At 64.2% G+C, this 23344-nt stretch carries 22 protein-coding genes; 15 read left to right on the forward strand and 7 right to left on the reverse strand.

Annotation, left to right across the window (positions count from 1 at the left end):
• The 3 genes from D580_RS16105 to smpB form a co-directional block, all read right to left on the reverse strand.
• A partial coding sequence (locus D580_RS16105) for a DUF4372 domain-containing protein (protein ID WP_155999743.1) occupies nt 1–135 on the reverse strand: 135 nt, incomplete at its 3' end.
• Between the two features lie 338 nt (nt 136–473).
• On the reverse strand, nt 474–1184 hold the full coding sequence (locus tag D580_RS0105840; protein ID WP_018953494.1) for a PEP-CTERM sorting domain-containing protein: 711 nt from the start codon (nt 1182–1184) through the stop codon (nt 474–476).
• 188 nt (nt 1185–1372) lie between these two features.
• A complete protein-coding gene (smpB, locus tag D580_RS0105845) occupies nt 1373–1846 on the reverse strand; it encodes an SsrA-binding protein SmpB (RefSeq protein ID WP_018953495.1) in 474 nt (157 codons plus the stop codon).
• A gap of 89 nt (nt 1847–1935) precedes the next feature.
• Here smpB and D580_RS0105850 point away from each other — a divergent pair, with 89 nt between their 5' ends.
• From D580_RS0105850 to D580_RS0105860, 3 genes are read left to right on the forward strand one after another with little or no spacing between them, the layout of a single operon-like run.
• Nucleotides 1936–3294: a sodium-dependent transporter gene (locus tag D580_RS0105850; RefSeq protein WP_018953496.1), complete on the forward strand. Its 1359-nt coding sequence runs from the start codon at nt 1936–1938 to the stop codon at nt 3292–3294.
• A 13-nt stretch (nt 3295–3307) separates the two neighbouring features.
• Nucleotides 3308–3745 (forward strand): type II toxin-antitoxin system RatA family toxin, encoded by a 438-nt coding sequence (locus D580_RS0105855; protein ID WP_018953497.1) that lies wholly within the window; start codon nt 3308–3310, stop codon nt 3743–3745.
• A complete protein-coding gene (locus D580_RS0105860) occupies nt 3732–4085 on the forward strand; it encodes an RnfH family protein (RefSeq protein ID WP_018953498.1) in 354 nt (117 codons plus the stop codon). Before D580_RS0105855 ends, D580_RS0105860 begins: the two co-directional genes overlap by 14 nt.
• Before the next feature lie 87 nt (nt 4086–4172).
• Here D580_RS0105860 and D580_RS0105865 read toward each other — a convergent pair whose 3' ends face one another.
• Nucleotides 4173–4505: an outer membrane protein assembly factor BamE gene (locus D580_RS0105865; RefSeq protein WP_018953499.1), complete on the reverse strand. Its 333-nt coding sequence runs from the start codon at nt 4503–4505 to the stop codon at nt 4173–4175.
• 101 nt (nt 4506–4606) lie between these two features.
• Between D580_RS0105865 and fur the strand changes: the two genes are divergently transcribed.
• On the forward strand, nt 4607–5035 hold the full coding sequence (gene fur, locus D580_RS0105870) for a ferric iron uptake transcriptional regulator (RefSeq protein WP_026289749.1): 429 nt from the start codon (nt 4607–4609) through the stop codon (nt 5033–5035).
• A gap of 71 nt (nt 5036–5106) precedes the next feature.
• Here the strand turns inward: fur and recN are convergent, their stop codons facing one another.
• Nucleotides 5107–6810, reverse strand: coding sequence for a DNA repair protein RecN (gene recN, locus D580_RS0105875; RefSeq protein WP_018953501.1), 1704 nt, complete (start codon nt 6808–6810; stop codon nt 5107–5109).
• Nucleotides 6811–6959: 149 nt separating this feature from the next.
• On the reverse strand, nt 6960–7844 hold the full coding sequence (locus D580_RS0105880) for an NAD(+) kinase (protein ID WP_018953502.1): 885 nt from the start codon (nt 7842–7844) through the stop codon (nt 6960–6962).
• A 252-nt stretch (nt 7845–8096) separates the two neighbouring features.
• On the opposite strand from D580_RS0105880, the gene hrcA reads away from it, so the two are divergent.
• From hrcA to greA, 9 genes are all read left to right on the forward strand, one after another.
• On the forward strand, nt 8097–9149 hold the full coding sequence (gene hrcA / locus D580_RS0105885; protein WP_018953503.1) for a heat-inducible transcriptional repressor HrcA: 1053 nt from the start codon (nt 8097–8099) through the stop codon (nt 9147–9149).
• Between the two features lie 89 nt (nt 9150–9238).
• Nucleotides 9239–9802 (forward strand): nucleotide exchange factor GrpE, encoded by a 564-nt coding sequence (grpE, locus tag D580_RS0105890; protein WP_018953504.1) that lies wholly within the window; start codon nt 9239–9241, stop codon nt 9800–9802.
• Nucleotides 9803–9905: 103 nt separating this feature from the next.
• Nucleotides 9906–11831, forward strand: coding sequence for a molecular chaperone DnaK (gene dnaK / locus D580_RS0105895; RefSeq protein WP_018953505.1), 1926 nt, complete (start codon nt 9906–9908; stop codon nt 11829–11831).
• 170 nt (nt 11832–12001) lie between these two features.
• Nucleotides 12002–13135, forward strand: coding sequence for a molecular chaperone DnaJ (gene dnaJ, locus D580_RS0105900; RefSeq protein WP_018953506.1), 1134 nt, complete (start codon nt 12002–12004; stop codon nt 13133–13135).
• Between the two features lie 153 nt (nt 13136–13288).
• Nucleotides 13289–14092 (forward strand): 4-hydroxy-tetrahydrodipicolinate reductase, encoded by an 804-nt coding sequence (gene dapB, locus D580_RS0105905; RefSeq protein ID WP_018953507.1) that lies wholly within the window; start codon nt 13289–13291, stop codon nt 14090–14092.
• Between the two features lie 198 nt (nt 14093–14290).
• Nucleotides 14291–15430, forward strand: a complete 1140-nt coding sequence (carA, locus tag D580_RS0105910; protein ID WP_018953508.1) for a glutamine-hydrolyzing carbamoyl-phosphate synthase small subunit — start codon at nt 14291–14293, stop codon at nt 15428–15430.
• 6 nt (nt 15431–15436) lie between these two features.
• Nucleotides 15437–15829: a GxxExxY protein gene (locus D580_RS0105915; protein ID WP_018953509.1), complete on the forward strand. Its 393-nt coding sequence runs from the start codon at nt 15437–15439 to the stop codon at nt 15827–15829.
• Between the two features lie 52 nt (nt 15830–15881).
• Nucleotides 15882–19100, forward strand: a complete 3219-nt coding sequence (gene carB / locus D580_RS0105920; RefSeq protein WP_018953510.1) for a carbamoyl-phosphate synthase large subunit — start codon at nt 15882–15884, stop codon at nt 19098–19100.
• On the forward strand, nt 19100–19576 hold the full coding sequence (greA, locus tag D580_RS0105925; protein WP_018953511.1) for a transcription elongation factor GreA: 477 nt from the start codon (nt 19100–19102) through the stop codon (nt 19574–19576). The genes carB and greA overlap by 1 nt, the downstream gene beginning before the upstream one ends.
• Before the next feature lie 113 nt (nt 19577–19689).
• Here greA and yhbY read toward each other — a convergent pair whose 3' ends face one another.
• Nucleotides 19690–19980, reverse strand: coding sequence for a ribosome assembly RNA-binding protein YhbY (gene yhbY / locus D580_RS0105930; protein WP_018953512.1), 291 nt, complete (start codon nt 19978–19980; stop codon nt 19690–19692).
• Between the two features lie 766 nt (nt 19981–20746).
• On the opposite strand from yhbY, the gene rlmE reads away from it, so the two are divergent.
• Nucleotides 20747–21370: a 23S rRNA (uridine(2552)-2'-O)-methyltransferase RlmE gene (gene rlmE, locus D580_RS0105940; RefSeq protein WP_012637552.1), complete on the forward strand. Its 624-nt coding sequence runs from the start codon at nt 20747–20749 to the stop codon at nt 21368–21370.
• A 42-nt stretch (nt 21371–21412) separates the two neighbouring features.
• A complete protein-coding gene (gene ftsH, locus D580_RS0105945) occupies nt 21413–23326 on the forward strand; it encodes an ATP-dependent zinc metalloprotease FtsH (RefSeq protein ID WP_026289750.1) in 1914 nt (637 codons plus the stop codon).
• Nucleotides 23327–23344 lie beyond the last annotated feature (18 nt).

Consider the following 23344-nt stretch of genomic DNA (forward strand, 5'->3'; position numbering starts at 1 on the left):
CAGGATGCGAAAGTGTTCGGTACAAGGAAATGTCCTGACGCGGTGATCTCCGCCATAGCGTGTGACGATGCGGGCGAAAGTCGTCCAAGGCAGAAAGTCCATCAACTGCGCGAACAAGGTCTTTCCGGTGTACATAGGGGGTCCTCGATGAAATACCCCTTGTACGATCCCTTGAACACGACCTCGCGCTCAAGTCGACACCACCAATTTTCAGAAAAATATGACTAAAAGTCATATTGTTATGCGAATATGCATCAGAGTTAACCGGACACTAGTGAAATGCGCTATTAAATTCAAGGATTTTTCTTCGCGCCTTCGCGCCTTCGCGTCTTTGCGAGAGACTCGGTTTTGGTTTTGATTTACCCCGCGCCGCTGCGTCTCCGCGAGAGAACAGGGTTTTCCAGACCTCAAGCGCAGATACAAAAAAGCCCACACCTTTCGGTGCGGGCTTTTTCACCGGCTGTGTTGGATGATCAGCCGACGTTGCGGCGACGCACACCGAAGGCCAGGGCCAGCAGGCCGATGCTCAGCAGGAGCAGGGTGCCGGGCTCAGGCACACCCACGGGCCGGGGCTTGATCACCAGAAGATCCTGGGAGTTGCCGGCAGTGAGCACATACATGGCGAACTGTCCTGCAAAATCGCCCATGTTGTTGAGCCAGTTGTCGGCCGTGCTCGCCGCGCCCCCGAAGCCGGTGGCGGTGAAATTGCCAGTACCCAGGCTGTAGCTGCTGCTGTTTTCGTTGATGATCTCCCACAGGGCCAGCTGGAAGGCCACGTTGCCAGCAGTGGTGCCAAGGCTTTCATGATAATTGCCGTACAGGCTTTGGATGGCGCCCAACTGGGTTGCGCCGAAGTAGTCGCCCGCATCCATCACGCTGTAGTGTGTAGTGCCGGTGTTCAGGGCGATACCCGTCTGGACGCAGAACGCCTCAACCCGGTTACCCCAGTCCATGTCGCCACTGCTGCCAAGGACGTCGAAGCCGAACAGGCCCGCATTGACGCCAAGGCTGGATCGGTTGCCGATCAGGCTGCTGGGGCTCGCGCTGTCGTAGAGCGTGCCGCTGGCGGAGCCACCGACGAAGCCGGTGTATCTCAGGTCGACGGTGTTAGCACTGGCGCTGCTGAATGCGAAGACACCGATGAGCAGCAGTACAACGGCGGATGTCCTTTTGATGAGTTTCATGTCCCCTGTCCTCATTGTCAGATTTCCTTACACAACCGCTCTTGCGGTGTGTCCCTGATCACAATGAAGCAGAAAGCGTGCCAGGATCCCAAGAACCTCATTGCGCATGGTTTTTTGTGATCTACGACGCGCGGGGCCAGGTGATTTTGTAAACTATTTCGACAAGGCGAAGTTGGGGCGCTGGGCAATCAACCCGTTTTCAGCGCCCGTTCCTTCTCCCTCTGCCAGTCCCGTTCCTTGATGGTGGCGCGCTTGTCGTGCTCCTTCTTGCCCTTGGCCAGGCCGATCTCCAGCTTAGCCCGGCCGCGCTTCCAGTAGAGTGCGAGCGGGGTGAGGGTGTAGCCCTTGCGCTCCACCTGGCCGATGAGCTTGTTGAGCTCTTCCTTGTGCAGCAGCAGCTTGCGGCTACGCATGGGGTCGGGGTGGATGTGGGTGGAGGCGGTGGGCAGGGGGCTGATGTGGGCGCCGAACAGCCAGGCCTCGCCGTCCTTGATGAGCACGTAGCTCTCATTGAGCTGTACGCGCCCGTCGCGCAGGCTCTTGACCTCCCAGCCCTCCAGGGCGAGGCCCGCCTCGAAGCGTTCCTCGATGAAGTATTCGTGGCGCGCCTTCTTGTTGAGCGCAATGGTGCTGGTGCCCGCTTGTTTGGCCTGTTTCGACATGGGGCGGGATTATACGCGAAGGCGGGCGCGGTTGAGCGCCGGGTTGGTATTGCTCACAATAGCGACGCCGATCAGGGAGATAGATAACGATGAGAAAAGAATCCTCCATCCACGGGCAGTGGTCGTCGAAACTGGTGTTCATCCTGGCGGCCACGGGTTCGGCCGTGGGGCTTGGCAACATCTGGCGCTTCCCCTACATCGCGGGCGAGCATGGCGGCGGGGCCTTCGTGCTGGTCTACCTGCTGTGCATCCTGCTCATCGGCCTGCCCATCATGATGGCGGAGATCCTCATCGGCCGGCGCGGGCGGCAGAGTCCCATCAACACCATGACCTCCCTGGCCCGCGAGGAGGGCCTGTCCCGGGGCTGGGGGCTGATGGGCTGGATGGGGGTGGTCGCCGGATTCCTGATTCTTTCTTATTACAGCGTGATCGCCGGCTGGGCGCTCTCCTACGTGTTCCGGGCCGGCACCGGCAGTTTCGTGGGGCTGGACGTGCAGGGTGTCCAGGCCATGTTCGAGGGCCTGGTGGCGGATCCGGAGCGCCTGCTGGCCTGGCACACCGTCTTCATGTGCATGACCCTGATCGTGGTGGCCCGGGGGGTGCGCTCGGGTCTCGAGCAGGCGGTGAAGTTCCTCATGCCCCTGCTGCTGCTCATGCTGGTGCTGCTGGTGGGGTATGCCATGGCCGAGGGGCATTTCATGGAGGGCCTGCGCTTCATGTTCACCCCGGACTTCAGCAAGCTCAGCGGAAATTCGGTGCTGGTGGCCATGGGCCAGGCCTTCTTCACCCTGAGCCTGGGCATGGGGGCCATCATGATCTACGGCTCCTACCTCAGTTCCCGGGCCTCCATCGCCAGGACCTCCGCCACGGTGGTGGGTGCCGATACCCTGGTGGCCATCCTGGCGGGCCTGGCCATCTTCCCCATCGTGTTTGCCGCGGGACTCGAGCCGAGCCAGGGGCCCGGGCTGATCTTCATCAGCCTACCGCTGGCCTTTGCCCAGATGCCCGGCGGGGTGCTGTTCGGCACGGTGTTCTTCGTGCTGCTGGTGGTGGCGGCCTGGACCTCGTCCATATCGCTCATGGAGCCGGCGGTGACCTACCTGGTGGAGAACCGGGGCATGACCCGGGTGAGCGCGGCCACGCTGGTGGCGGTGCTGTCCTGGCTGCTGGGCATCGGCACGGTGCTGTCCTTCAACCACTGGTCCGGCTACACCCTGTTCGACATGACCTTCTTCGGCGCGGTGGACTACCTCACCTCCAACATCCTGCTGCCCCTGGGCGGACTGCTCATCGCCCTGTTCGTGGGCTGGCGCATGACCGAACGCTCCGTGGCCTCGGAGCTGGACGTGCAGCGGCCGGTGCTGTTCCGCACATGGTATTATCTGCTGCGTTTCGTCGCGCCCATCGGCATCCTGCTGGTGTTCCTGCGCGCCATCAACGTCATCTGATCTGCCCGTCACTATGCCTTCCATCAGCCGCAGCGCCCTGGTGCCCTACAGCCCCGCCCAGATGTACGACCTGGTGAATGACATCGAGTCCTACCCGCGCTTCTTGCCCGGCTGCCGCAGCGCCAAGGTGCACGCCCGGGACGAGGACACCATCAAGGCGAGCCTGGAACTGGCCAAGGGGGCGGTGAGCAAGTCCTTCACCACCTGCAACCGCCTGCAGAAGAACAAGATGATCGAGGTGCGCCTGGTGGAGGGGCCGTTCCGGCACCTGGAAGGCTTCTGGCGCTTCGACGCCCTGGAGAGCGGCGCCAGCCGCGTGTCCCTGGACCTGGAGTTCGAGTTCTCCAGCCGCCTGGTGGGCCTGGCCATCGGCCCGGTGTTCAACCAGATCGCCAATACCCTGGTGGATTCCTTCGTGCGCCGGGCCCGGGAAGTCTATGGCGTCCGCTGAAGCCGGTGCCCGCGAGGGCATGACCGTCGAGGTGGCCTACGCCCGTCCCGACACCCAGCTGATCCTGGAGGTCATCGTCCCCGAGGGGGCCACGGTGGAGGATGCCCTGCGTGCCTCGGGGATCGACGCCCGTTTCCCGGAGATCGACCTGGAGGCGGCCAAGGTGGGTATCTTCGGCAAGCTCACCAAGCGCGACACGGTGCTCAAGCCCCGGGATCGGGTGGAGATCTATCGTCCGCTCTTCGCCGACCCGAAGGAGGTGCGCAAGCAGCGCGCCGCGGCCGGCAAGCGCATGAAGAAGGGGGGTGGAGACATAGAGGAGCCAGAGACAAGTAACTAGAGGCAAGAGACAGGATGGCGTCGGCTGTGGCCTTCACTTGTCTCTAGCCACTTGCCTCTTGTCTCTGTGCCTTACTGTCTCTGCGCCTTACTTCAGACCACTGTCCTCGATGCTGGACACCCGGTAGGCTCCGTCGAACAGGATGGTCAGGCGACGACGCTGCGCCTGACCGTCGCCGGGCTTGAGGTAGTAGACGTACTCCCACCGCCGGTCCCCGTGGAAGGGATCACGCAGCACCGGCTCGCCGAGCAGGAAGCGCACCTGCTCCGGGCTCATGCCCGTCTCCAGCTGGGCGATGCGCTCATCATCCAGGTGGTTTCCCTGTTGCAAGTCGGGGCGGAACACGGAGAACAGCCCCGTGCCGCAACCCTGGAGCAGCAGGCTTGCAATGAGCACGAGTCCGGTGAGAATCTTTCCCATATGAGATCGGTTATCCTTCATTGGGCCGCCCGAGTGGTATCCGGAGCGCCGGTGAGTGTGGCCGGATTGTACATCGATTCAGGGCCCGAACGGAGGACCCCTTGGAAAGCCAGGATCTGAAAAAGGCCGGATTGAAGGTGACCTTACCCAGGATGAAGATCCTGGAATTGCTGGAAAATTCCGACGATCGCCATCTGAGTGCCGAGACCATCTATCGCCAGCTGCTGGAAGGCGGTGAGGAGATCGGCCTGGCCACCGTCTACCGGGTGCTGACCCAGTTCGAGCAGGCCGGTCTGGTGAACCGCCACCACTTCGAGGGCAACCAGGCGGTGTTCGAGCTGGAGCGGGGCCGGCACCACGACCACATCATCTGCGTGAACTGCGGCCGGGTGGACGAATTCATGGACAGCGTCATCGAGGAACGCCAGAAGGCCATCGCCGAGAAGCTCGGCTACACCATCAAGGATCATGCGCTCACCCTCTACGGGGAGTGCAACAAGCCGGATTGCCCGAATCGGGACAAGGCGTAAAGACAATTCAATATTTAAGATTCAAGATTCAATGAAGACGCTGCGGCTGCACGTTCAGCCGGCGTCGGGTGTCACCCCTTTGAACCTTGAATATTGAATCTTGAATTGTCTTTCGCCTTCTCCACCATCTCCCGCGCGTGGGCCACGGTCTGCTCGGTGAGGTCCACGCCGCCCAGCATGCGGGCCACTTCCTGGATGCGGCTGTCGGCGTCCAGTACCTGGATGCGGGTGCGGGTGTCGGCCTTGCCCTTGTGCTTGCTCACCTGCAGGTGATGGTGGGCCTGGGCGGCCACCTGGGGCAGGTGGGTGACGCACAGCACCTGGCGGTGCTCGCCCAGGCTGCGCAGCTGCCGGCCCACCACCTCCGCCACCGCGCCGCCGATGCCGGAATCCACTTCGTCGAAGATGAGCGTCGGGATGGGCAGGGCCTTGGCGGCGATCATCTGGATGGCCAGGCTGATGCGCGACAGTTCGCCGCCGGAGGCCACCCTGGTCAGCGCTTGCAGGGGCTGACCAGGGTTGGCGGTGACCAGGAACTCGATGCGGTCCAGGCCATGGGCGGCGGGGCGGGTCTCCGGGTCGCTGTCCACGGCCACCTGGAACTTGCCGCCCTCCATGCCCAGGCCCTGCATGGCCTCGCTCACCTGCTTGCCCAGTTTCTTCGCCGCCGCCTGCCGTGATCGGGACAGGGCCGCCGCCGCCTCCCGGTATTTCGCTTCCGCCGCCTCGGCCTTGCGGGTCAGGGCGTCCAGGTCCTCGTCGTCGCTTTCCAGCTGTGCCAGTTCCTCCAGGAGTTCGCGCGCCAGCCGGGGCAGGTCCTCGGGGGGCACCCGGTGCTTGCGCGCGAGGTCGTGGATGTCGGAGAGGCGTTGTTCCACGAAGCTCAGCCGGCCCGGGTCCAGTTCCACCCGGTCGGCGTAGTGGCGCAGGGCATCGGCCGCCTCGCGGATCTGGATCTGGGCGCTGGCGATCAGCTCCAGCGGCTCTTTCAGGGATGGGTCCAGGCGGGTGACTTCCTCCAGCAGGTGGTGCAGCTGGCCCAGCTGGGTGTCGATGCTTTGGTCGTCGGCGTACAGGCTCTGGTGCACTGATTCGGCCACTTCCAGCAGGCGCCCCGCATGGGCCAGGCGACGGTGCTCCTCGTCCAGTTGCGCGACCTCGTCGTCGCCCAGCTCCAGGGCCTTGAGCTCGCCGGTCTGAAAGCGCAGCAGGTCACGTCGGGCGCTGCGGGCCTCGTCGTCACCGGCGGCCCTGTCCAGGCGTTCCTGGATCTCGCGCCAGGCCATGAAGTGGCTGCGGGTCTCGTCCAGCAGTTTCGGGTGGTCGGCGAACTCGTCCAGGATGCGGCGCTGCACCTCGCGGCGGGTGAGGGATTGGTGGGCGTGCTGGCCGTGGATGTCCACCAGCATCTCGCCCAGGGACTTGAGGTTCTGCAGGGTGGTGGGGGTGCCGTTGATCCAGGCGCGGCTCTTGCCATCCGCGCCCACCATGCGACGCAGCAGGCATTCATGGCCGGTCTCCAGGGCCTGCTCATGCAGCCAGACCAGGGCGTCGGCGTCGTCGGAGAGGTCGAAGCCGACGCTGATCTCCGCCCGTTCCGCCCCGGCACGCACTGCGGTGCTGTCCGCCCGGTCCCCCAGCGCCAGCCCCAGGGCATCCACCAGGATGGACTTGCCGGCGCCGGTCTCTCCCGTGAGCGCGCTCATGCCGGAACCGAGTTCTAGGCTCAGTTCGTCGATGATGGCGAAGTCGCGGATGTGGATGGAGGTGATCATTGTTATGAGGTGGGAAGGGGGAATTTGGAAGGGGGAATTAAAACCACCCTCACCCCGGCCCTCTCCCTGAGGGAGAGGGAGATAAACGTCCTGAGGGAGGTGGAGATCTGCGGCGTAAAGTGGCTGTCTCTTGCCACTAGCCACTGCCTTCAAGGCTGCTCCCCCCACCCCAGCTTCGCACGCAGGATCTGCAGGTAGTCGTAGCCCACCGGGTGGATCAGGCGCAGGCGGGTCTTCTTGCGGCGCACGATGAGGCGGTCGCCGGGTTCGAGGAAGGTGCTGGCCTGGCCGTCGAAGGCGGCCTGGGCGTTGCTGCGGTTCTGTTCGCAGACGCGGATCTCCACCTCGCTGTCCCCGTGGACCACCAGGGGGCGGTTGGACAGCCCGTGGGGGCAGATGGGCACCAGCACCAGGGCGTCCAGGCTCGGGGCAAGGATGGGGCCGCCGCCGGACAGGGCGTAGGCGGTGGATCCGGTGGGGGTGGCCACGACGATGCCGTCGGCCCGCTGGGTGTTCACGTGGCGGCCGTCGATGCGGGTCTCGAACTCGATCATGCGTACTACGTCGCGGATGTGCAGCACCACGTCGTTCAGGGACAGTTGCTCCACCGCATCGCCGTTCTGGGTGACCACCCGGGTGGCGAGCAGGCTGCGGTAATCCTCATCGTATTCACCGGCCAGGATCTCGTCCAGGCGGCTCTGCATCTCGTGGGGGGAGACGTCCACCAGGAAACCCAGGCGTCCCACGTTGATGCCCAGGAGCGGCACCTGGTGGTCCACCATGGCCCGCCCGGCGGCCAGGAAGGTGCCGTCGCCGCCGATGACGATGGCCAGATCCGCCGCCTGCCCCATGGCGTCCAGGTCCGCGGTCTCGCAGCCCAGGTCATCCTCCAGCCACTGGCATGCGCTCTCGTGCAGCAGCACGCGGCAGCCGTGACCGAGCAGGTGTCCCACCAGGGTCATCAATATGTGTACCAGGCGCTCGTCACTGGTCTTGGTGATGATGCCGACGGTCTGGAAATGGGGCTTGGACATGGTTGGGCATTATCGGCAAAAGACGGGGCTCGTGTATATGAGGGCGCAGAGACAAGAATTTTGAGATTACCGTGTGTGCAGGGGCATAACCTGAGATCATTACTTGTCTCTTGTCTCTTGTTACTTGTCTCTTGTCACTTGCATCTTGCCTCTGTGCCGTACTTGACTCCTGACCCCGCGCCTATACTATGGGATTTGGCACTCTCAAGCCGCGAGTGCCAAGCCCCGGAATCCCTGAATACCCGAGCTGCCATGACCGATACGCCGCCCATCACCGACCTCAGCGACCGCGCCCAGCGGCTGCTGCGCACCCTGGTGGAGAGCTACATCCGGGAAGGCCAGCCCGTGGGTTCGCGCACCCTGTCGCGCACCGCCGGCCTGGACCTGAGTGCGGCCTCCATCCGCAACGTGATGGCGGACCTGGAGGAGATGGGGCTGGTCAGCTCCCCGCACACCTCCGCCGGGCGCATCCCCACCGCCGCCGGTTATCGCCTGTTCGTGGACAGCCTGCTGGAGGTCAAGCCCCTGGACAGCCGCGAGGTGCAGACCCTGCGCGAGCGGCTCAGCCCGGAGCTGGAGACCAAGGCCCTGGTGGAGTCCGCCTCGGGGCTGCTGTCGGCGGTGACCCAGATGGCGGGCATGGTACGGGTGCCGCGCCGCGAGCACGCCTCCCTGCGCCAGATCGAGTTCATGAAGCTCTCCGAGCGCCGGGTGCTGGTGATCCTGGTGATGAACAAGAACGAGGTGCAGAACCGCATCCTGGAGCTGGACCGGGACTACAGCGCCGGCGAGCTGCAGCAGATGGCCAACTACCTGAACGACCGGGTGGTGGGCCGGGACCTGGCCTCGGTGCGCCAGCAGCTGCTGCGGGAGATGAAGGCGGTGCGCGAGCACATGAACTCCCTGATGCTGGCCGCCATCGAGCTGGGCGAGCAGGCGGTGGCCGCCGACCAGGGCGCCGATGACGTGGTGCTGGCCGGACAGTTCCACCTGCTGGATTACGCCGAGCTGACCAGCGTCGAGAAGCTCAGGCAGCTGTTCGAGGCCTTCAACGAGAAGCGCGAGATCCTGGGCCTGCTGGACCAGTGCATCCATGCCCAAGGGGTGCAGATCTTCATCGGCCAGGAGTCCGGGCACCGGATCCTGGACGACTGCAGCGTGGTGACCGCCCCCTACGAGGTGGGTGGTCACGTGGTGGGGGTGCTGGGGGTCATCGGCCCCACCCGCATGCCCTATGACCGGGTGATCCCCATCGTGGATATCACCGCCCGCCTGCTGGGCGCGGCCTTGAATTCCCGGCTCTGAATCCCACATTGAAACCAGTTGCTCTCGGGACACGCTCGTCCGTGGCCCGGAAATGCTTTTAGATTCAAGATCCTGAAGGGAGATGACCCATGTCCAATGAGGAACAGCAGCAGCCCAATCCCGCCGCGCAGGCGCCCGAGGGCGCGGCCACCGAAGGTGCGGCCCCGGAGTTCAATCCCGCCGTCCTGCTCAAGCAGCTGGAGGAGGCCCAGGCCCAGGCCCAGGAGCACTTCGACAAGGCGCTGCGCACCCAGGCGGAGATGGAGAACCTGCGCAAGCGCACCGCCCGTGACGTGGAGAACGCCCGCAAGTACGCCCTGGAGAAGTTCGCCGGCGAACTGCTGGCGGTACGTGACAGCCTGGAGATGGGTCTGGACGCCGCTCGGGGCGAGACCGACGTGGAGAAGATCCGCGAGGGCACCGAGCTGACCCTCAAGATGCTGGCCCAGGTGATGGAGAAGTTCGGTGTCGAGGCCGTCGACCCCCAGGGCCAGCGCTTCGACCCGGACCGGCACCAGGCCATGTCCATGCAGCCCAACGCGGAACTGGAACCCAACACGGTGATGGCGGTGCTGCAGAAGGGCTACCTGCTCAACGACCGCCTGCTGCGCCCGGCCATGGTGGTGGTCAGCAAGGCGCCCGAAGGGGAATAGGCGGTTTTGCCGTCGGAATCCCTTGAAATCCCCCGGATTGCCCCAAACCTAGCGGGTAACCGGAACATTCCACACAGAATTCAGACATTTTTGGAGACACACCATGGGTAAGATCATCGGTATCGACCTGGGCACCACCAATTCCTGCGTGGCCGTGATGGAGGGTGACAAGGCCAAGGTCATCGAGAACGCCGAAGGCGCCCGCACCACCCCTTCCATCGTCGCCTTCACCGAGGATGGCGAGGTGCTGGTGGGCCAGGCCGCCAAGCGTCAGGCGGTCACCAACCCCAAGAACACCCTGTTCGCCGTCAAGCGCCTGATCGGCCGCCGCTTCGAGGAGCCGGAGGTCCAGAAGGACATCAAGCTGGTACCTTATAAGATCATCAAGGCGGACAACGGCGACGCCTGGGTAGAGGTGCGTGGCAAGAAGATGGCCCCACCGGAGATCTCCGCCCGGGTGTTGCAGAAGATGAAGAAGACCGCCGAGGACTATCTCGGCGAGCCGGTCACCGAGGCGGTGATCACGGTGCCAGCCTATTTCAACGACTCCCAGCGCCAGGCAACCAAAGACGCCGGCAAGATCGCCGGTCTCGAGGTCAAGCGCATCATCAACGAGCCCACCGCGGCGGCGCTGGCCTATGGCCTGGACAAGAAGCGCGGCGACAGCAAGGTGGCCGTGTACGACCTGGGTGGCGGCACCTTCGACGTGTCCATCATCGAGATCGCCGAGGTGGACGGCGAGCACCAGTTCGAGGTGCTGGCCACCAACGGTGACACCTTCCTGGGCGGTGAAGACTTCGACATGCGCCTCATCGACTACCTGGTCGATGAGTTCAAGAAGGAGCAGGGCATCGACCTCAAGGGCGACCCGCTCGCCATGCAGCGCCTGAAGGAGGCTGCCGAGAAGGCCAAGATCGAGCTGTCCTCCAGCCAGCAGACCGACGTGAACCTGCCCTATATCACGGCGGACGCAACCGGCCCGAAGCACATGAACATCAAGGTGACCCGCGCCAAGCTGGAGTCCCTGGTGGAAGAACTCATCAAGCGCACCATCGATCCCTGCAAGGTGGCGCTCAAGGACGCCGGCCTGTCCGTGTCCGACATCGACGACGTGATCCTGGTGGGCGGCCAGACCCGCATGCCCAAGGTGCAGGAGGCGGTGAAGAACTTCTTTGGCAAGGAGCCGCGCAAGGACGTGAACCCGGACGAGGCCGTGGCCGTGGGTGCGGCGATCCAGGCCGGCGTGCTGGGTGGCGAGGTCAAGGACGTGCTGCTGCTGGACGTCACCCCCCTGTCCCTGGGTATCGAGACCCTGGGCGGCGTGATGACCAAACTGATCGAGAAGAACACCACGATCCCCACCAAGGCGACCCAGGTGTTCTCCACCGCCGACGACAACCAGACCGCGGTGACCGTGCACGTCCTTCAGGGTGAGCGCGAGATGGCCAGCGCCAACAAGTCCCTGGGCCGCTTCGACCTGACCGACATCCCGCCCGCCCCCCGCGGCGTGCCGCAGATCGAGGTCACATTCGACATCGACGCCAACGGTATCCTCAACGTATCCGCCAAGGACAAGGCTACCGGAAAGGAGAACAAGATCGTCATCAAGGCCTCCTCCGGTCTTTCCGAGGAAGAGGTGCAGCGCATGATCCGCGACGCCGAGGCCCATGCCGACGAGGACAAGCGCTTCCACGAGCTGGTGGCCGCCCGCAACCAGGCCGACAACCTGGTGCATGCCACCGAGAAGTCCCTGAAGGAGCTGGGCGATCAGGTGGAGGCCGGCGAGAAGCAGGCCATCGAGTCCGCGCTCTCCGAACTGCGTGAGGCCATGAAGGGCGACAACAAGGACGAGATCGAGGCCAAGACCCAGAAGCTGGCCGAGGCCTCCGGCAAACTGGCCGAGCGGGTCTACGCCAAGCAGTCCGCCGAGGGCGGCGCCGGCGAGGCCGCCGGGGCCGAGCAGGCCTCCGCCCAGCAGGACGACGTGGTGGACGCCGAGTTCGAGGAAGTGGACGACAAGAAGAAGTAAGCCCGACCTACGGGAAAGCGAACCGCCAAGGTCGCGAAGGTCTGCGCGAAGGACGCGAAGGATCAAGGTGTTTTTCTGACCTGATTTCCTTTGCGTCCTTCGCGTATCCTTTGCGCCCTTTGCGTTCCGGCTTTTGACTTTCCAGACACGAATACGGACCGAACAACTTCATGGCAAAGCGTGACTACTACGAGATTCTCGGCGTGGCGAAGAACGCCAGCGAGGCGGAACTGAAAAAGGCGTTCCGGCGCCTGGCCATGAAGCACCACCCGGACCGCAATCCCGGGGACAAGGAGTCCGAGGAGAAATTCAAGGAGGCCAAGGAGGCCTACGAGGTCCTCGCCGATCCCCAGAAACGGGCCGCCTATGACCAGTTCGGCCATGCGGGCGTGAGTTCCTCCGCGGGCGGTGGCGGCCGGGGCGGGGCGAGCTTCAGCGACATCTTCGAGGACATCTTCGGCGACATCTTCGGCGGCGGCCGGGGGGGCGGCAGCCGGGTCTACCGGGGCTCCGATCTGCAGTACAACCTGGAGCTGACCCTGGAAGAGGCGGTATTCGGCACCGAGGTGAAGATCCGCGTGCCGAGCCTGGTGGAGTGCGCTGAGTGTCACGGCAGCGGTGCCGAGAAGGGCACCGCGCCCGAGACCTGCGGCACCTGCGGCGGTGTCGGCCAGGTGCGCATGCAGCAGGGTTTCTTCTCTGTGCAGCAGACCTGTCCCCGCTGTCACGGCACCGGCAAGGTGATCACCCACCCCTGCAAGGCCTGTCATGGCCAGGGCCGCATCGAGGAGCACAAGACCCTCTCCGTGAAGGTGCCGGCCGGCGTGGACAGCGGCGACCGCATCCGGCTCTCCGGCGAGGGCGAGGCGGGTATCAACGGCGGCCCGCCGGGGGATCTCTATGTGCAGATCCACGTCAAGGCCCACAAGTTGTTCACCCGCAAGGGCAACGACCTCATGTGCGAGGTGCCCATCAGTTTCGCCACCGCGGCGCTCGGCGGGGAGCTTGAGATCCCCACCCTGGATGGCCGCGTCAACCTCAAGATCCCCGAGGAGACCCAGAGCGGACGGCTGTTTCGCCTGCGTGGCAAGGGCGTGAAATCGGTGCACGGCGGTGCCCAGGGTGACCTGATCTGCCGGGTCAGTGTGGAGACCCCGGTCAACCTCACCAAGCGTCAGAAAGAACTGCTCAAGGAACTGGACGAGACCATGAAGGCCGGCGGCACCCGCCACAGCCCCCAGGAGGAGGGCTGGCTGGACGGGGTGAAGGGCTTCTTCGAGGATCTGAAGTTCTGGAATAAGTAAGCGCGCCGGGGGCGCGCAGAGGCAAGAGGCAAGATACAAGAGGCAAGTAAAAGCGTTTTGTCTTGTCTCTTGCCTCTTGTATCTTGTCTCTGGTCCACGCGGCTTTCGAAGCCGCGCCATCCAAATTCAAAACCACACCCAGAAGAATAAACCATGACCAACCTCTGCATCGTCGGCGCCGGTGGGCGCATGGGGCGCACCCTGATCGAGGCCATCCAGCAGACCGAGGGGCTTAAGCTCACCGTGGCTACCGAGCGGGCAGGCAGTTCCCTGATCGGCGCCGATGCCGGCGAGCTGGCGGGGGTGGGGCGCCTGGGGGTCGCCATCAGCGAGGATCCGGCCGCCCAGGTGGCGGCCTTCGACGTGCTCATCGACTTCACCCGGCCGGAAGGCACGCTTGCGCACCTGGAGGTCTGCCGCAAGGCGGGCCGGGCCATGGTGATCGGCACCACCGGCTTCACCGAGGCGCAGAAGCAGACGATCCGCGAGGCGGCCAAGGAGATCCCCGTGGTGTTTGCCCCCAACATGAGCGTGGGCGTGAACCTGTGTCTCAAGCTCCTGGATCTGGCCGCCCGGGTGCTGGGGGACGAGGTGGACATCGAGGTCATCGAGGCCCACCACCGCCACAAGGTGGACGCCCCCTCCGGCACGGCCCTGCGCATGGGCGAGGTGGTGGCCGAGGCCCTGGGCCGGGATCTGGCCCAGTGCGCCGTCTACGGCCGGGAAGGGCACACCGGCGAGCGAGAGCGCAAGACCATCGGTTTCGAGACCATCCGCGCCGGCGACATCGTCGGCGAACATACGGTCATGTTCGCCGGTATCGGTGAGCGGGTGGAGATCACCCACAAGGCCTCCAGCCGCATGACCTTCGCCAAGGGCGCGGTGCGCGCCGCCGCCTGGCTCAAGGGCCGGTCCGCCGGCCTCTACGACATGCAGGACGTGCTCGACCTGCGCTGATTTTCCCGCCTTGCAAGGGGTGCATTCTGGTTGCGCCTTCGGCCCCGGGTCAGGCGCCCCGCGCCGGGCGTCGATTGGACAAAACCCCCGCAAATCGCGTAAAATTCAACACATTAAATCCCCCATACATTCGATCCCCGGCGGGAGTGCTGTCCCGATCATCGTCCCGCTCGTCCCAAGCACGCCGGAGGTTTTCCCTTGAATTTCACACCTGCCCTGCTGGCACTGGAAGACGGCAGTCTGTTCCATGGCATCTCCATTGGTGCCCCGGGTCAGACCGTCGGCGAGGTGGTGTTCAACACCGCCATGACCGGTTACCAGGAGATCCTGACCGACCCGTCCTACGCCCGTCAGATCGTCACCCTGACCTATCCCCACATCGGCAACACCGGTGTGAATCCGGAGGACGAGGAATCTGCCGGTGTGCACGCGGCCGGTCTGGTGATCCGTGACCTGCCGCCCCTGGTGAGCAGCTGGCGCAGCCGCGAGTCCCTGCCGGACTACCTGACCCGCTTCGGGGTGGTGGCCATCGCCAACATCGACACCCGGCGCCTGACCCGCATCCTGCGGGAGAAGGGCGCTCAGAACGGCTGCATCATGGCCGGCGAGATCGACGAGCAGGCAGCCCTTGCGGCGGCCCGGGGCTTCCCCGGCCTCAAGGGCATGGACCTGGCCAAGGAGGTCAGCACCGCCGAGATCTATGACTGGACCGAGGGCACCTGGCAGCTGGGCAGCGGCCATGCCCCGGCGCCGGCCAACACTCCCTACAAGGTGGTGGCCTACGATTTCGGCGTGAAGCGCAACATCCTGCGCATGCTGGTGGACCGCGGCTGCCAGGTCACGGTGGTGCCCGCCCAGACCCCCGCCGCCCAGGTGCTTGCGATGCAGCCCGATGGCGTGTTTCTGTCCAACGGCCCCGGCGACCCGGAGCCCTGCGACTACGCCATCTCCGCCATCCGCGAGATCGTCGACACAGGCATCCCCACCTACGGCATCTGCCTGGGTCACCAGTTGCTGGGCCTGGCCAGCGGCGCGCGCACGGTGAAGATGAAGTTCGGTCATCACGGCGCCAACCACCCGGTGCAGGATCTGGACAGCAAGCGGGTGATGATCTCCAGCCAGAACCACGGCTTTGCGGTGGACGAGAACACCCTGCCCGATAACGTGAAGGCCACGCACCGCTCCCTGTTCGACGGCACCCTGCAGGGCATCGCCCGCACCGACCGTCCGGCCTTCAGCTTCCAGGGTCACCCCGAGGCGAGCCCCGGCCCCCACGACGTGGCGCCCTTGTTCGACCGTTTCATCGAGTTGATGAAACCACGGGGAGTCCGCAAATAAACGCGAATGGACGCAAAGAGGAAAAGGATTTCCGAACGGGTGATCGGCTGCGCATTCGAGGTCAGTAATACCTTGGGGGCCGGGTTCCTGGAAAACGTTTATGAGAACGCGCTGGCAGTGGAGTTCGCGCGTGCGGGAATGGATTTTGAGAGGCAAGCCGTGCTGCCTGTCAGTTACAAGGGTGAGCTCATCGGTCAATACGTGGCCGATTTCGTGGTCGAGCAGCGCTTGATTGTCGAGATCAAAGCGTTGTCGCGATTGGTGCTGGAGCATGAGGCTCAGGTCATGAACTACCTCAAAGCGACAGGGCTGACGGTAGGCTTGTTGTTGAATTTCGGGACTCCGCGTCTGGGTGTGCGGCGCATCGTCTGGGGTCACGATGACAATCAAGCACTTTGAGGATTTTATTTGCGTCCATTCGCGTTCATTTGCGGACTAAAGATTTAACAATATGCCTAAGCGTACAGACATCAACAGCATCCTCATCATCGGCGCCGGCCCGATCATCATCGGTCAGGCCTGTGAGTTCGACTACTCCGGCGCCCAGGCCTGCAAGGCGCTGCGCGAGGAGGGCTACCGGGTCATCCTGGTGAACTCCAACCCGGCCACCATCATGACCGACCCGGAGATGGCGGACGCCGTCTACATCGAGCCGGTGGAATGGAAGACCGTGGCGCGCATCATCGAGCGCGAGAAGCCGGATGCCATCCTGCCCACCATGGGCGGCCAGACGGCGCTCAACTGCGCCCTGGATCTGGCGAAGCACGGCGTGCTCAAGAGGCACAACGTGGAACTGATCGGCGCCAGCGAGGACGCCATCGACATGGCCGAGGACCGGGAGCGATTCCGCGACGCCATGACCGAGATCGGTCTTGAGTCGCCCATGGCCTTCGTGGTCAACACCTGGGAACAGGCCCAGGAGGTGCAGCCGAAGATCGGCTTCCCGGTGATCATCCGCCCGTCCTTCACCATGGGCGGCAGCGGCGGCGGCATCGCCTACAACCGCGACGAGTACGAGGAGATCGTCAAGCGCGGCCTGGACCTCTCGCCCACCAACGAGGTGCAGGTGGAGGAGTCCGTGCTGGGCTGGAAGGAGTACGAGATGGAGGTGGTGCGCGACAAGGCGGACAACTGCATCATCATCTGCTCCATCGAGAACCTGGACCCCATGGGCATCCACACCGGTGACTCCATCACCGTGGCCCCGGCCCAGACGCTGACAGACAAGGAATACCAGATCATGCGCAACGCCTCCATCGCGGTGCTGCGCAAGATCGGCGTGGATACCGGCGGTTCCAACGTGCAGTTCGCCGTGAACCCGGACGACGGCCGCCTGGTGATCATCGAGATGAACCCGCGCGTGTCCCGCTCCTCGGCGCTGGCCTCCAAGGCCACCGGCTTCCCCATCGCCAAAGTGGCGGCGAAACTGGCCGTGGGCTACACCCTGGACGAGCTGCGCAACGAGATCACCGGCGGTGTCACGCCCGCGTCCTTCGAGCCGTCCATCGACTACGTGGTCACCAAGGTGCCGCGCTTCACCTTCGAGAAATTCCCCCAGGCCGAGGCCAAGCTCACCACCCAGATGAAGTCCGTGGGCGAGGTGATGGCCATCGGGCGCTGCTTCCAGGAGTCCTTCCAGAAGGCCCTGCGGGGTCTGGAGACCGGTGCCGACGGCCTCAACCCCATGGTGGACCTGAACGACCCGGACGCGGAGATGGTGGTGCGCCAGCAGCTGGTGGCCAACGGTCCGGATCGCATCTGGTACGTGGGCGATGCCTTCCGCCTGGGAATGAGCATCGAGCAGGTCCACGAGCTGACCCGGATCGATCGCTGGTTCCTGGCCCAGATCAACGAGCTGATCTTCACCGAACAGTCGCTGCAGGGCCGCAGCCTCAAGGACCTGGATCGCCTGGCCCTGCTGGATCTCAAACGCCGGGGCTTCTCCGACCGTCGCCTGGCCACCCTGCTGGGCGAGAAGGAGCAGGCCGTGCGCGAACATCGCCATGGCCTCGATGTACGCCCGGTGTACAAGCGCGTGGACACCTGCGCCGCGGAGTTCGCCTCCAACACCGCCTACATGTATTCCAGTTACGACGAGGAGTGCGAGGCCGCGCCCTCGAGCCGCGAGAAGATCATGGTGCTGGGCGGAGGCCCCAACCGCATCGGCCAGGGCATCGAGTTCGACTACTGCTGCGTGCACGCGGCGCTCGCCATGCGCGAGGATGGCTATGAAACCATCATGGTCAACTGCAACCCGGAGACCGTGTCCACGGACTACGACACCTCCGATCGCCTGTACTTCGAGCCCCTGACCCTGGAAGACGTGCTGGAAATCGTGGCGGTCGAGAAGCCCAAGGGCGTGATCGTGCAGTACGGTGGCCAGACCCCGCTCAAGCTCGCCCGGGACCTGGAGGCCGCCGGCGTGCCCATCATCGGCACCAGTCCCGACTCCATCGATCTGGCCGAGGACCGGGAGCGCTTCCAGCAGCTCATCGACCGGCTGGAGCTGGTGCAGCCCCCCAACCGCACCGCGCGCAGCGTGGAGGACGCCATCAGCAAGGCCGAGGAGATCGGCTATCCGGTGGTGGTGCGTCCCTCCTACGTGCTGGGCGGCCGGGCCATGGAGATCGTCTACAACGAGGAGGACCTGCGCCGTTACATGCGCAGCGCCGTGCAGGTCTCCAACGATGCCCCCGTGCTGCTGGACCGGTTCCTGGATGACGCCGTGGAGGTGGACGTGGACGCCATCTGCGACGGTGAGGAGGTGCTCATCGGTGGCGTCATGCAGCACATCGAGCAGGCCGGCGTGCATTCCGGCGACTCCGCCTGCTCCCTGCCGCCGTACTCCCTGGACAAGAAGATCCAGGACGAGCTGCGCGAGCAGGTGCGCAAGATGGCCTTCGGCCTCAAGGTGGTGGGTCTGATGAACACCCAGTTCGCGGTGCAGGGCGATAAGGTCTACGTGCTGGAGGTCAATCCCCGCGCCTCGCGCACCGTGCCCTTCGTCTCCAAGGCCATCGGCAAGCCTCTGGCCAAGATCGCCGCCCGCTGCATGGCCGGGCGCAGCCTCAGGGAGCAGGGCGTGGACGGCGAGGTGATCCCGTCCTACTTCTCCGTGAAGGAAGCGGTGTTTCCGTTCATCAAGTTCCCCGGTGTGGACACCATCCTGGGGCCGGAGATGAAGTCCACCGGCGAGGTCATGGGCATGGGCCGCAGCTTCGGCGAGGCCTTCGCCAAGAGCCAGCTGGGCGCGGGCGTGACCCTGCCCCAGCGCGGCAAGGCCTTCGTCAGCGTGCGCGAGGCGGACAAGGGCGGTGTGGCCAAGGTGGGCCGTGCCCTGGTGGAGCAGGGCTTCGAGGTCATCGCCACCCGCGGCACCGCCGAGGTCCTCAAGGCGGCGGGCATCGAATGCACCCCGGTGAACAAGGTCACCGAGGGCCGCCCGCACATCGTGGACATGATCAAGAACGACGAGATCAGCCTGATCGTCAACACCACCGAGGGCCGCCAGGCCATTGCGGATTCCTTCACCATCCGCCGCGAGGCCTTGCAGCACAAGGTCAGCTACACCACGACCCTGGCCGGCGCGCTGGCCACGGTGTCGGCCTTGAGCTACCTGGCCCACGAAGAAGTCTACAGATTGCAGGACATGCATCAGGAGAATCGGTAATGAGCAAGACCCCGCTCACCGTGGCCGGCGCCAACAAGCTCAAGGCCGAACTGCAGAAATTGAAGAGCGAGGATCGCCCCCGGGTGATCGCCGCCATCGCCGAGGCCCGTGAACACGGCGATCTCAAGGAGAACGCCGAGTACCACGCCGCCCGCGAGCAGCAGGGCTTCATCGAGGGCCGCATCAAGGAGATCGAGGCCAAGCTCTCCAACGCCCAGATCATCGACGTGACCACCCTCAACGCCGGCGGCAAGGTGGTGTTCGGTGCCACGGTGGACCTGTCCGACGAGGAGACCGGCAAGGAAGTCACCTACCAGATCGTCGGCGACGACGAGGCGGACATCAAGGAAGGCAAGATCTCGGTGAACTCCCCGATCGCCCGTGCACTGATCGGCAAGGAAGAGGGTGACGTGGTGACGGTGCGTGCGCCGGGTGGCGACAAGGATTACGAGATCGTGGCGGTGAAGTACGTCTGAGAGACAAGATGCAAGAGACAAGAGTCAAGTTGGGGTGCGAGGCATTCATTTGAATGCCTCGGTAAACGAAGCAACCGCGATCTTTCTTGCCTCTGGAAACTTGCCTCTTGTCTCTAGAGCTCTACTACCGGCTTCTTGAGGTTGCGCCGGAACAGCGTGGCGATGAAGCCGATGCGCTGCACCAGGTCGGCGCCGGTCTGCTGGCAGATCTGTTCCACCGCCGCGCCGCGTTCGTCCCGGTCGGCCACGTTGACCTTCACCTTGATGAGCTCGTGATGCTCCAGGGCCAGGTTGATCTCTTCCATGACGTTGTCGGTCAGGCCCTTCTGACCCACGATGACGATGGGCTTGCGGGGATGGGCAAGGGTTCGGAGTTGTTTGCGTTGTCGGTCGGTGAGGGCCATGGATCTGCTGGGGCTGCTGTTCAAAGGGCGGAGCTTAGCACGACTTGGTGTGGGCTGGCTGTCCTTGGGTTTCTTTAAAGTCAAAGGCTTCCGATCCCCGTTGCACGGGGCTCGGGTTACTTTTCTTGCTTGTCCAAGAAAAGTAACCAAAAGAAGGACACCCCGATGCCGCACCCGCTATTCGCGGGTGCCCTGCGTTGCTCGGCTTCGAGGGGGTCGCCTGACAGGCCGTCCGTGGCCTGGCAGGCGACGCGCCGCATCCCTGCGGCGCCCCTTCGGGCTATTTCCCTCGAAGCCTGCGCTACTCGGTGCGGCATAAGGGGGCAGGCAGGTCAAAACCGCTTCGAACAGTCTTTGGTTTTCATTGTAGGAGCCCCGACCCCGGGGCGAATGGTGTGAAATTCGCCCCGGGGTCGGGGCTCCTACAAAACCAGGCAAGACAACCTAATTTGTGGAGGTTGCTGCCTTTGACGTCCCCCCCGTTTTTCTCGCCGAGCACGGGGGTGTTCCGGGGTCAAAGCCCGCAGGGGCGCCGCAGGGATGCGGCAGCGTCGGCTGCCAGGCCACGGACGGCCTGTCAGCCGACCTCCCCGGAACGCCTCCGCGCGCAGGGCACCCCGCAGGGGCGAGAAACTCGGGTGTCTTTTCTTTGGTTACTTTCTTTGGACAAGCAAAGAAAGTAACCCGAGCCCCGCGAAAAGCGGGGATCGGAAGCCTTTGATTTTGATTTCTTAACGAACCTAACCAACTGACGACAGCAAACCCCATGCCCCGAAGCAAAAGCAGCCACCGCTGGCTCAAGGAGCATTTCGACGACGAGTACGTCAAACGTGCCCAGCAGGAGGGCTATCGTTCTCGCGCCGTCTACAAGCTCCAGGAGATCCAGGAGCGGGATCGCCTCCTGCGCCAGGGCATGACCGTGGTGGACCTGGGCGCCGCCCCGGGCGGCTGGACCCAATACGCGGCGGGCCTGGTGGGCAAGCACGGGCGGGTGGTGGCCTCGGACATCCTGCCCATGGATCCCCTGCCGGGGGTGACCATCGTCGAAGGGGACTTCCGCGAGGCCGAGGTGCTGGAACGCCTGCTGGCCGTGTTGGGCGAGGGCGGGGCAGACCTTGTGATGTCGGACATGGCCCCCAATATGAGTGGTATGGACGCGGTGGATCAGCCCCGCGCCATGTACCTGGCGGAACTGGCGGCGGAACTGGCGCGCACGGTACTGAAACCGGGCGGGGATTTTCTGGTCAAACTTTTTCAGGGCGCGGAATTCGACGAGTACGTCCGGATGCTGCGCACCGAATACGATAAGGTCAGCATACGCAAACCCAAGGCCTCAAGACCCCGCTCCCGTGAGGTGTATGCGGTGGCCCGGGGCCGGAAAGTGGTGTAATGTCCCAACCGGGGCTCATACGTTGATTACCGAGGTAACACCTTGAACGACTTGGTCAAAAACCTGATTATCTGGGCGGTCATTGCCGTAGTGCTGATGTCCGTGTTCAACAACTTCAGCCCGCGCACGACGGCGCCGCAGACCCTGTCCTATTCTCAATTCATCAATGAAGTGAAGAGTGGGCGCATCAAGAGCGTCTACATCGAGAACAATTCCATCGAGGGGCGCACCATCACGGGCGAGCGTTTCACCACCTACAGCCCCAATGACCCGGGCCTGATCGGTGATCTGCTGAACAACAACGTGGAGATCCTGGCCCAGGAGCCCCAGCGCCGTTCCCTGCTGATGGACATCCTGATCAGCTGGTTCCCGATGCTGCTGCTCATCGGTGTGTGGATCTACTTCATGCGCCAGATGCAGGGCGGGGCCGGTGGCCGGGGGGCCATGTCCTTCGGCAAGAGCAAGGCCAAGATGATGAGCGAGGACCAGGTCAAGGTCACCTTCGCCGACGTGGCCGGCTGCGACGAGGCCAAGGAAGAGGTGGCCGAGCTGGTGGAATTCCTGCGCGATCCAAGCAAGTTCCAGAAACTTGGCGGCAAGATTCCCCGAGGTGTGCTGATGGTCGGTTCCCCGGGTACCGGTAAGACCCTGCTGGCCAAGGCCATCGCCGGCGAGGCCAAGGTGCCCTTCTTCAGCATCTCGGGCTCCGATTTCGTGGAGATGTTCGTGGGCGTGGGTGCCAGTCGCGTGCGTGACATGTTCGATACCGCCAAGAAGCATGCCCCGTGCATCATTTTCATTGACGAGATCGACGCCGTAGGCCGTCATCGAGGTGCCGGTCTGGGCGGTGGTCACGACGAGCGCGAGCAGACCCTGAACCAGCTGCTGGTGGAGATGGATGGCTTCGAGGGCACCGAGGGCGTGATCGTGATCGCCGCCACCAACCGTCCCGACGTGCTCGACCCGGCGCTGCTGCGTCCCGGTCGCTTCGACCGCCAGGTGGTGGTGCCCCTGCCGGACGTGCGCGGCCGCGAGCAGATCCTCAAGGTGCACATGCGCAAGGTGCCCCTGGCCGAGAACGTGCGCCCGGACCTCATCGCCCGCGGCACCCCCGGTTTCTCCGGCGCGGATCTGGCCAATCTGGTCAACGAGGCGGCCCTGTTTGCCGCACGGAGCAACAAGCGCCTGGTGGACATGCACGATTTCGAGCGTGCCAAGGACAAGATCATGATGGGCGCCGAGCGCAAGTCCATGGTCATGAACGACGCGGAGAAGAAGCTCACCGCCTACCATGAGGCCGGTCACGCCATCGTCGGCCGGCTGGTGCCCGAGCACGATCCGGTCTACAAGGTGAGCATCATTCCCCGCGGGCGGGCCCTGGGTGTGACCATGTTCCTGCCCGAGGAAGACCGCTACAGCCATAGCAAGACCCGGCTCGAAAGCCAGATCTGCTCCCTGTTCGGCGGGCGCATCGCCGAGGAGTTGATCTTCGGGCCTGACAAGGTCACTACCGGCGCCTCCAACGACATCGAGCGGGCCACCGCCATCGCCCGGAACATGGTGACCAAGTGGGGCCTGTCCGATCGCCTCGGGCCGCTGTCCTACAGCGAGGACGAGGGTGAGGTCTTCCTGGGGCGCCAGGTGACCCAGCACAAGCACATGTCCGACGAGACGGCCCATGCCATCGATGAGGAGATCCGGCGCGTGATCGATACCAGCTACGAGCGCGCCAAGAAGATCCTGGAACAGAACATGGACAAGCTTCACTTGATGGCCGAGGCCCTGATGAAGTACGAGACCATCGACGTCGAGCAGATCAACGACATCATGGAGGGCAAGACCCCCCGTCCGCCCAGCGAGTGGAGCGATGACGAGCCCAAGGCGGGCGGCGGCTCCCCTGTCGAGGACGAGCACGCCAAGGGCGGCGTGATCGGCGGGCCAGCCAGCCAGCATTGAAGGCAAACCCTCCGGGCA

Origin of the sequence: Thioalkalivibrio sulfidiphilus (assembly GCF_000377945.1) — a bacterium.
Lineage (GTDB): Bacteria > Pseudomonadota > Gammaproteobacteria > Ectothiorhodospirales > Ectothiorhodospiraceae > Thioalkalivibrio_A > Thioalkalivibrio_A sulfidiphilus_A.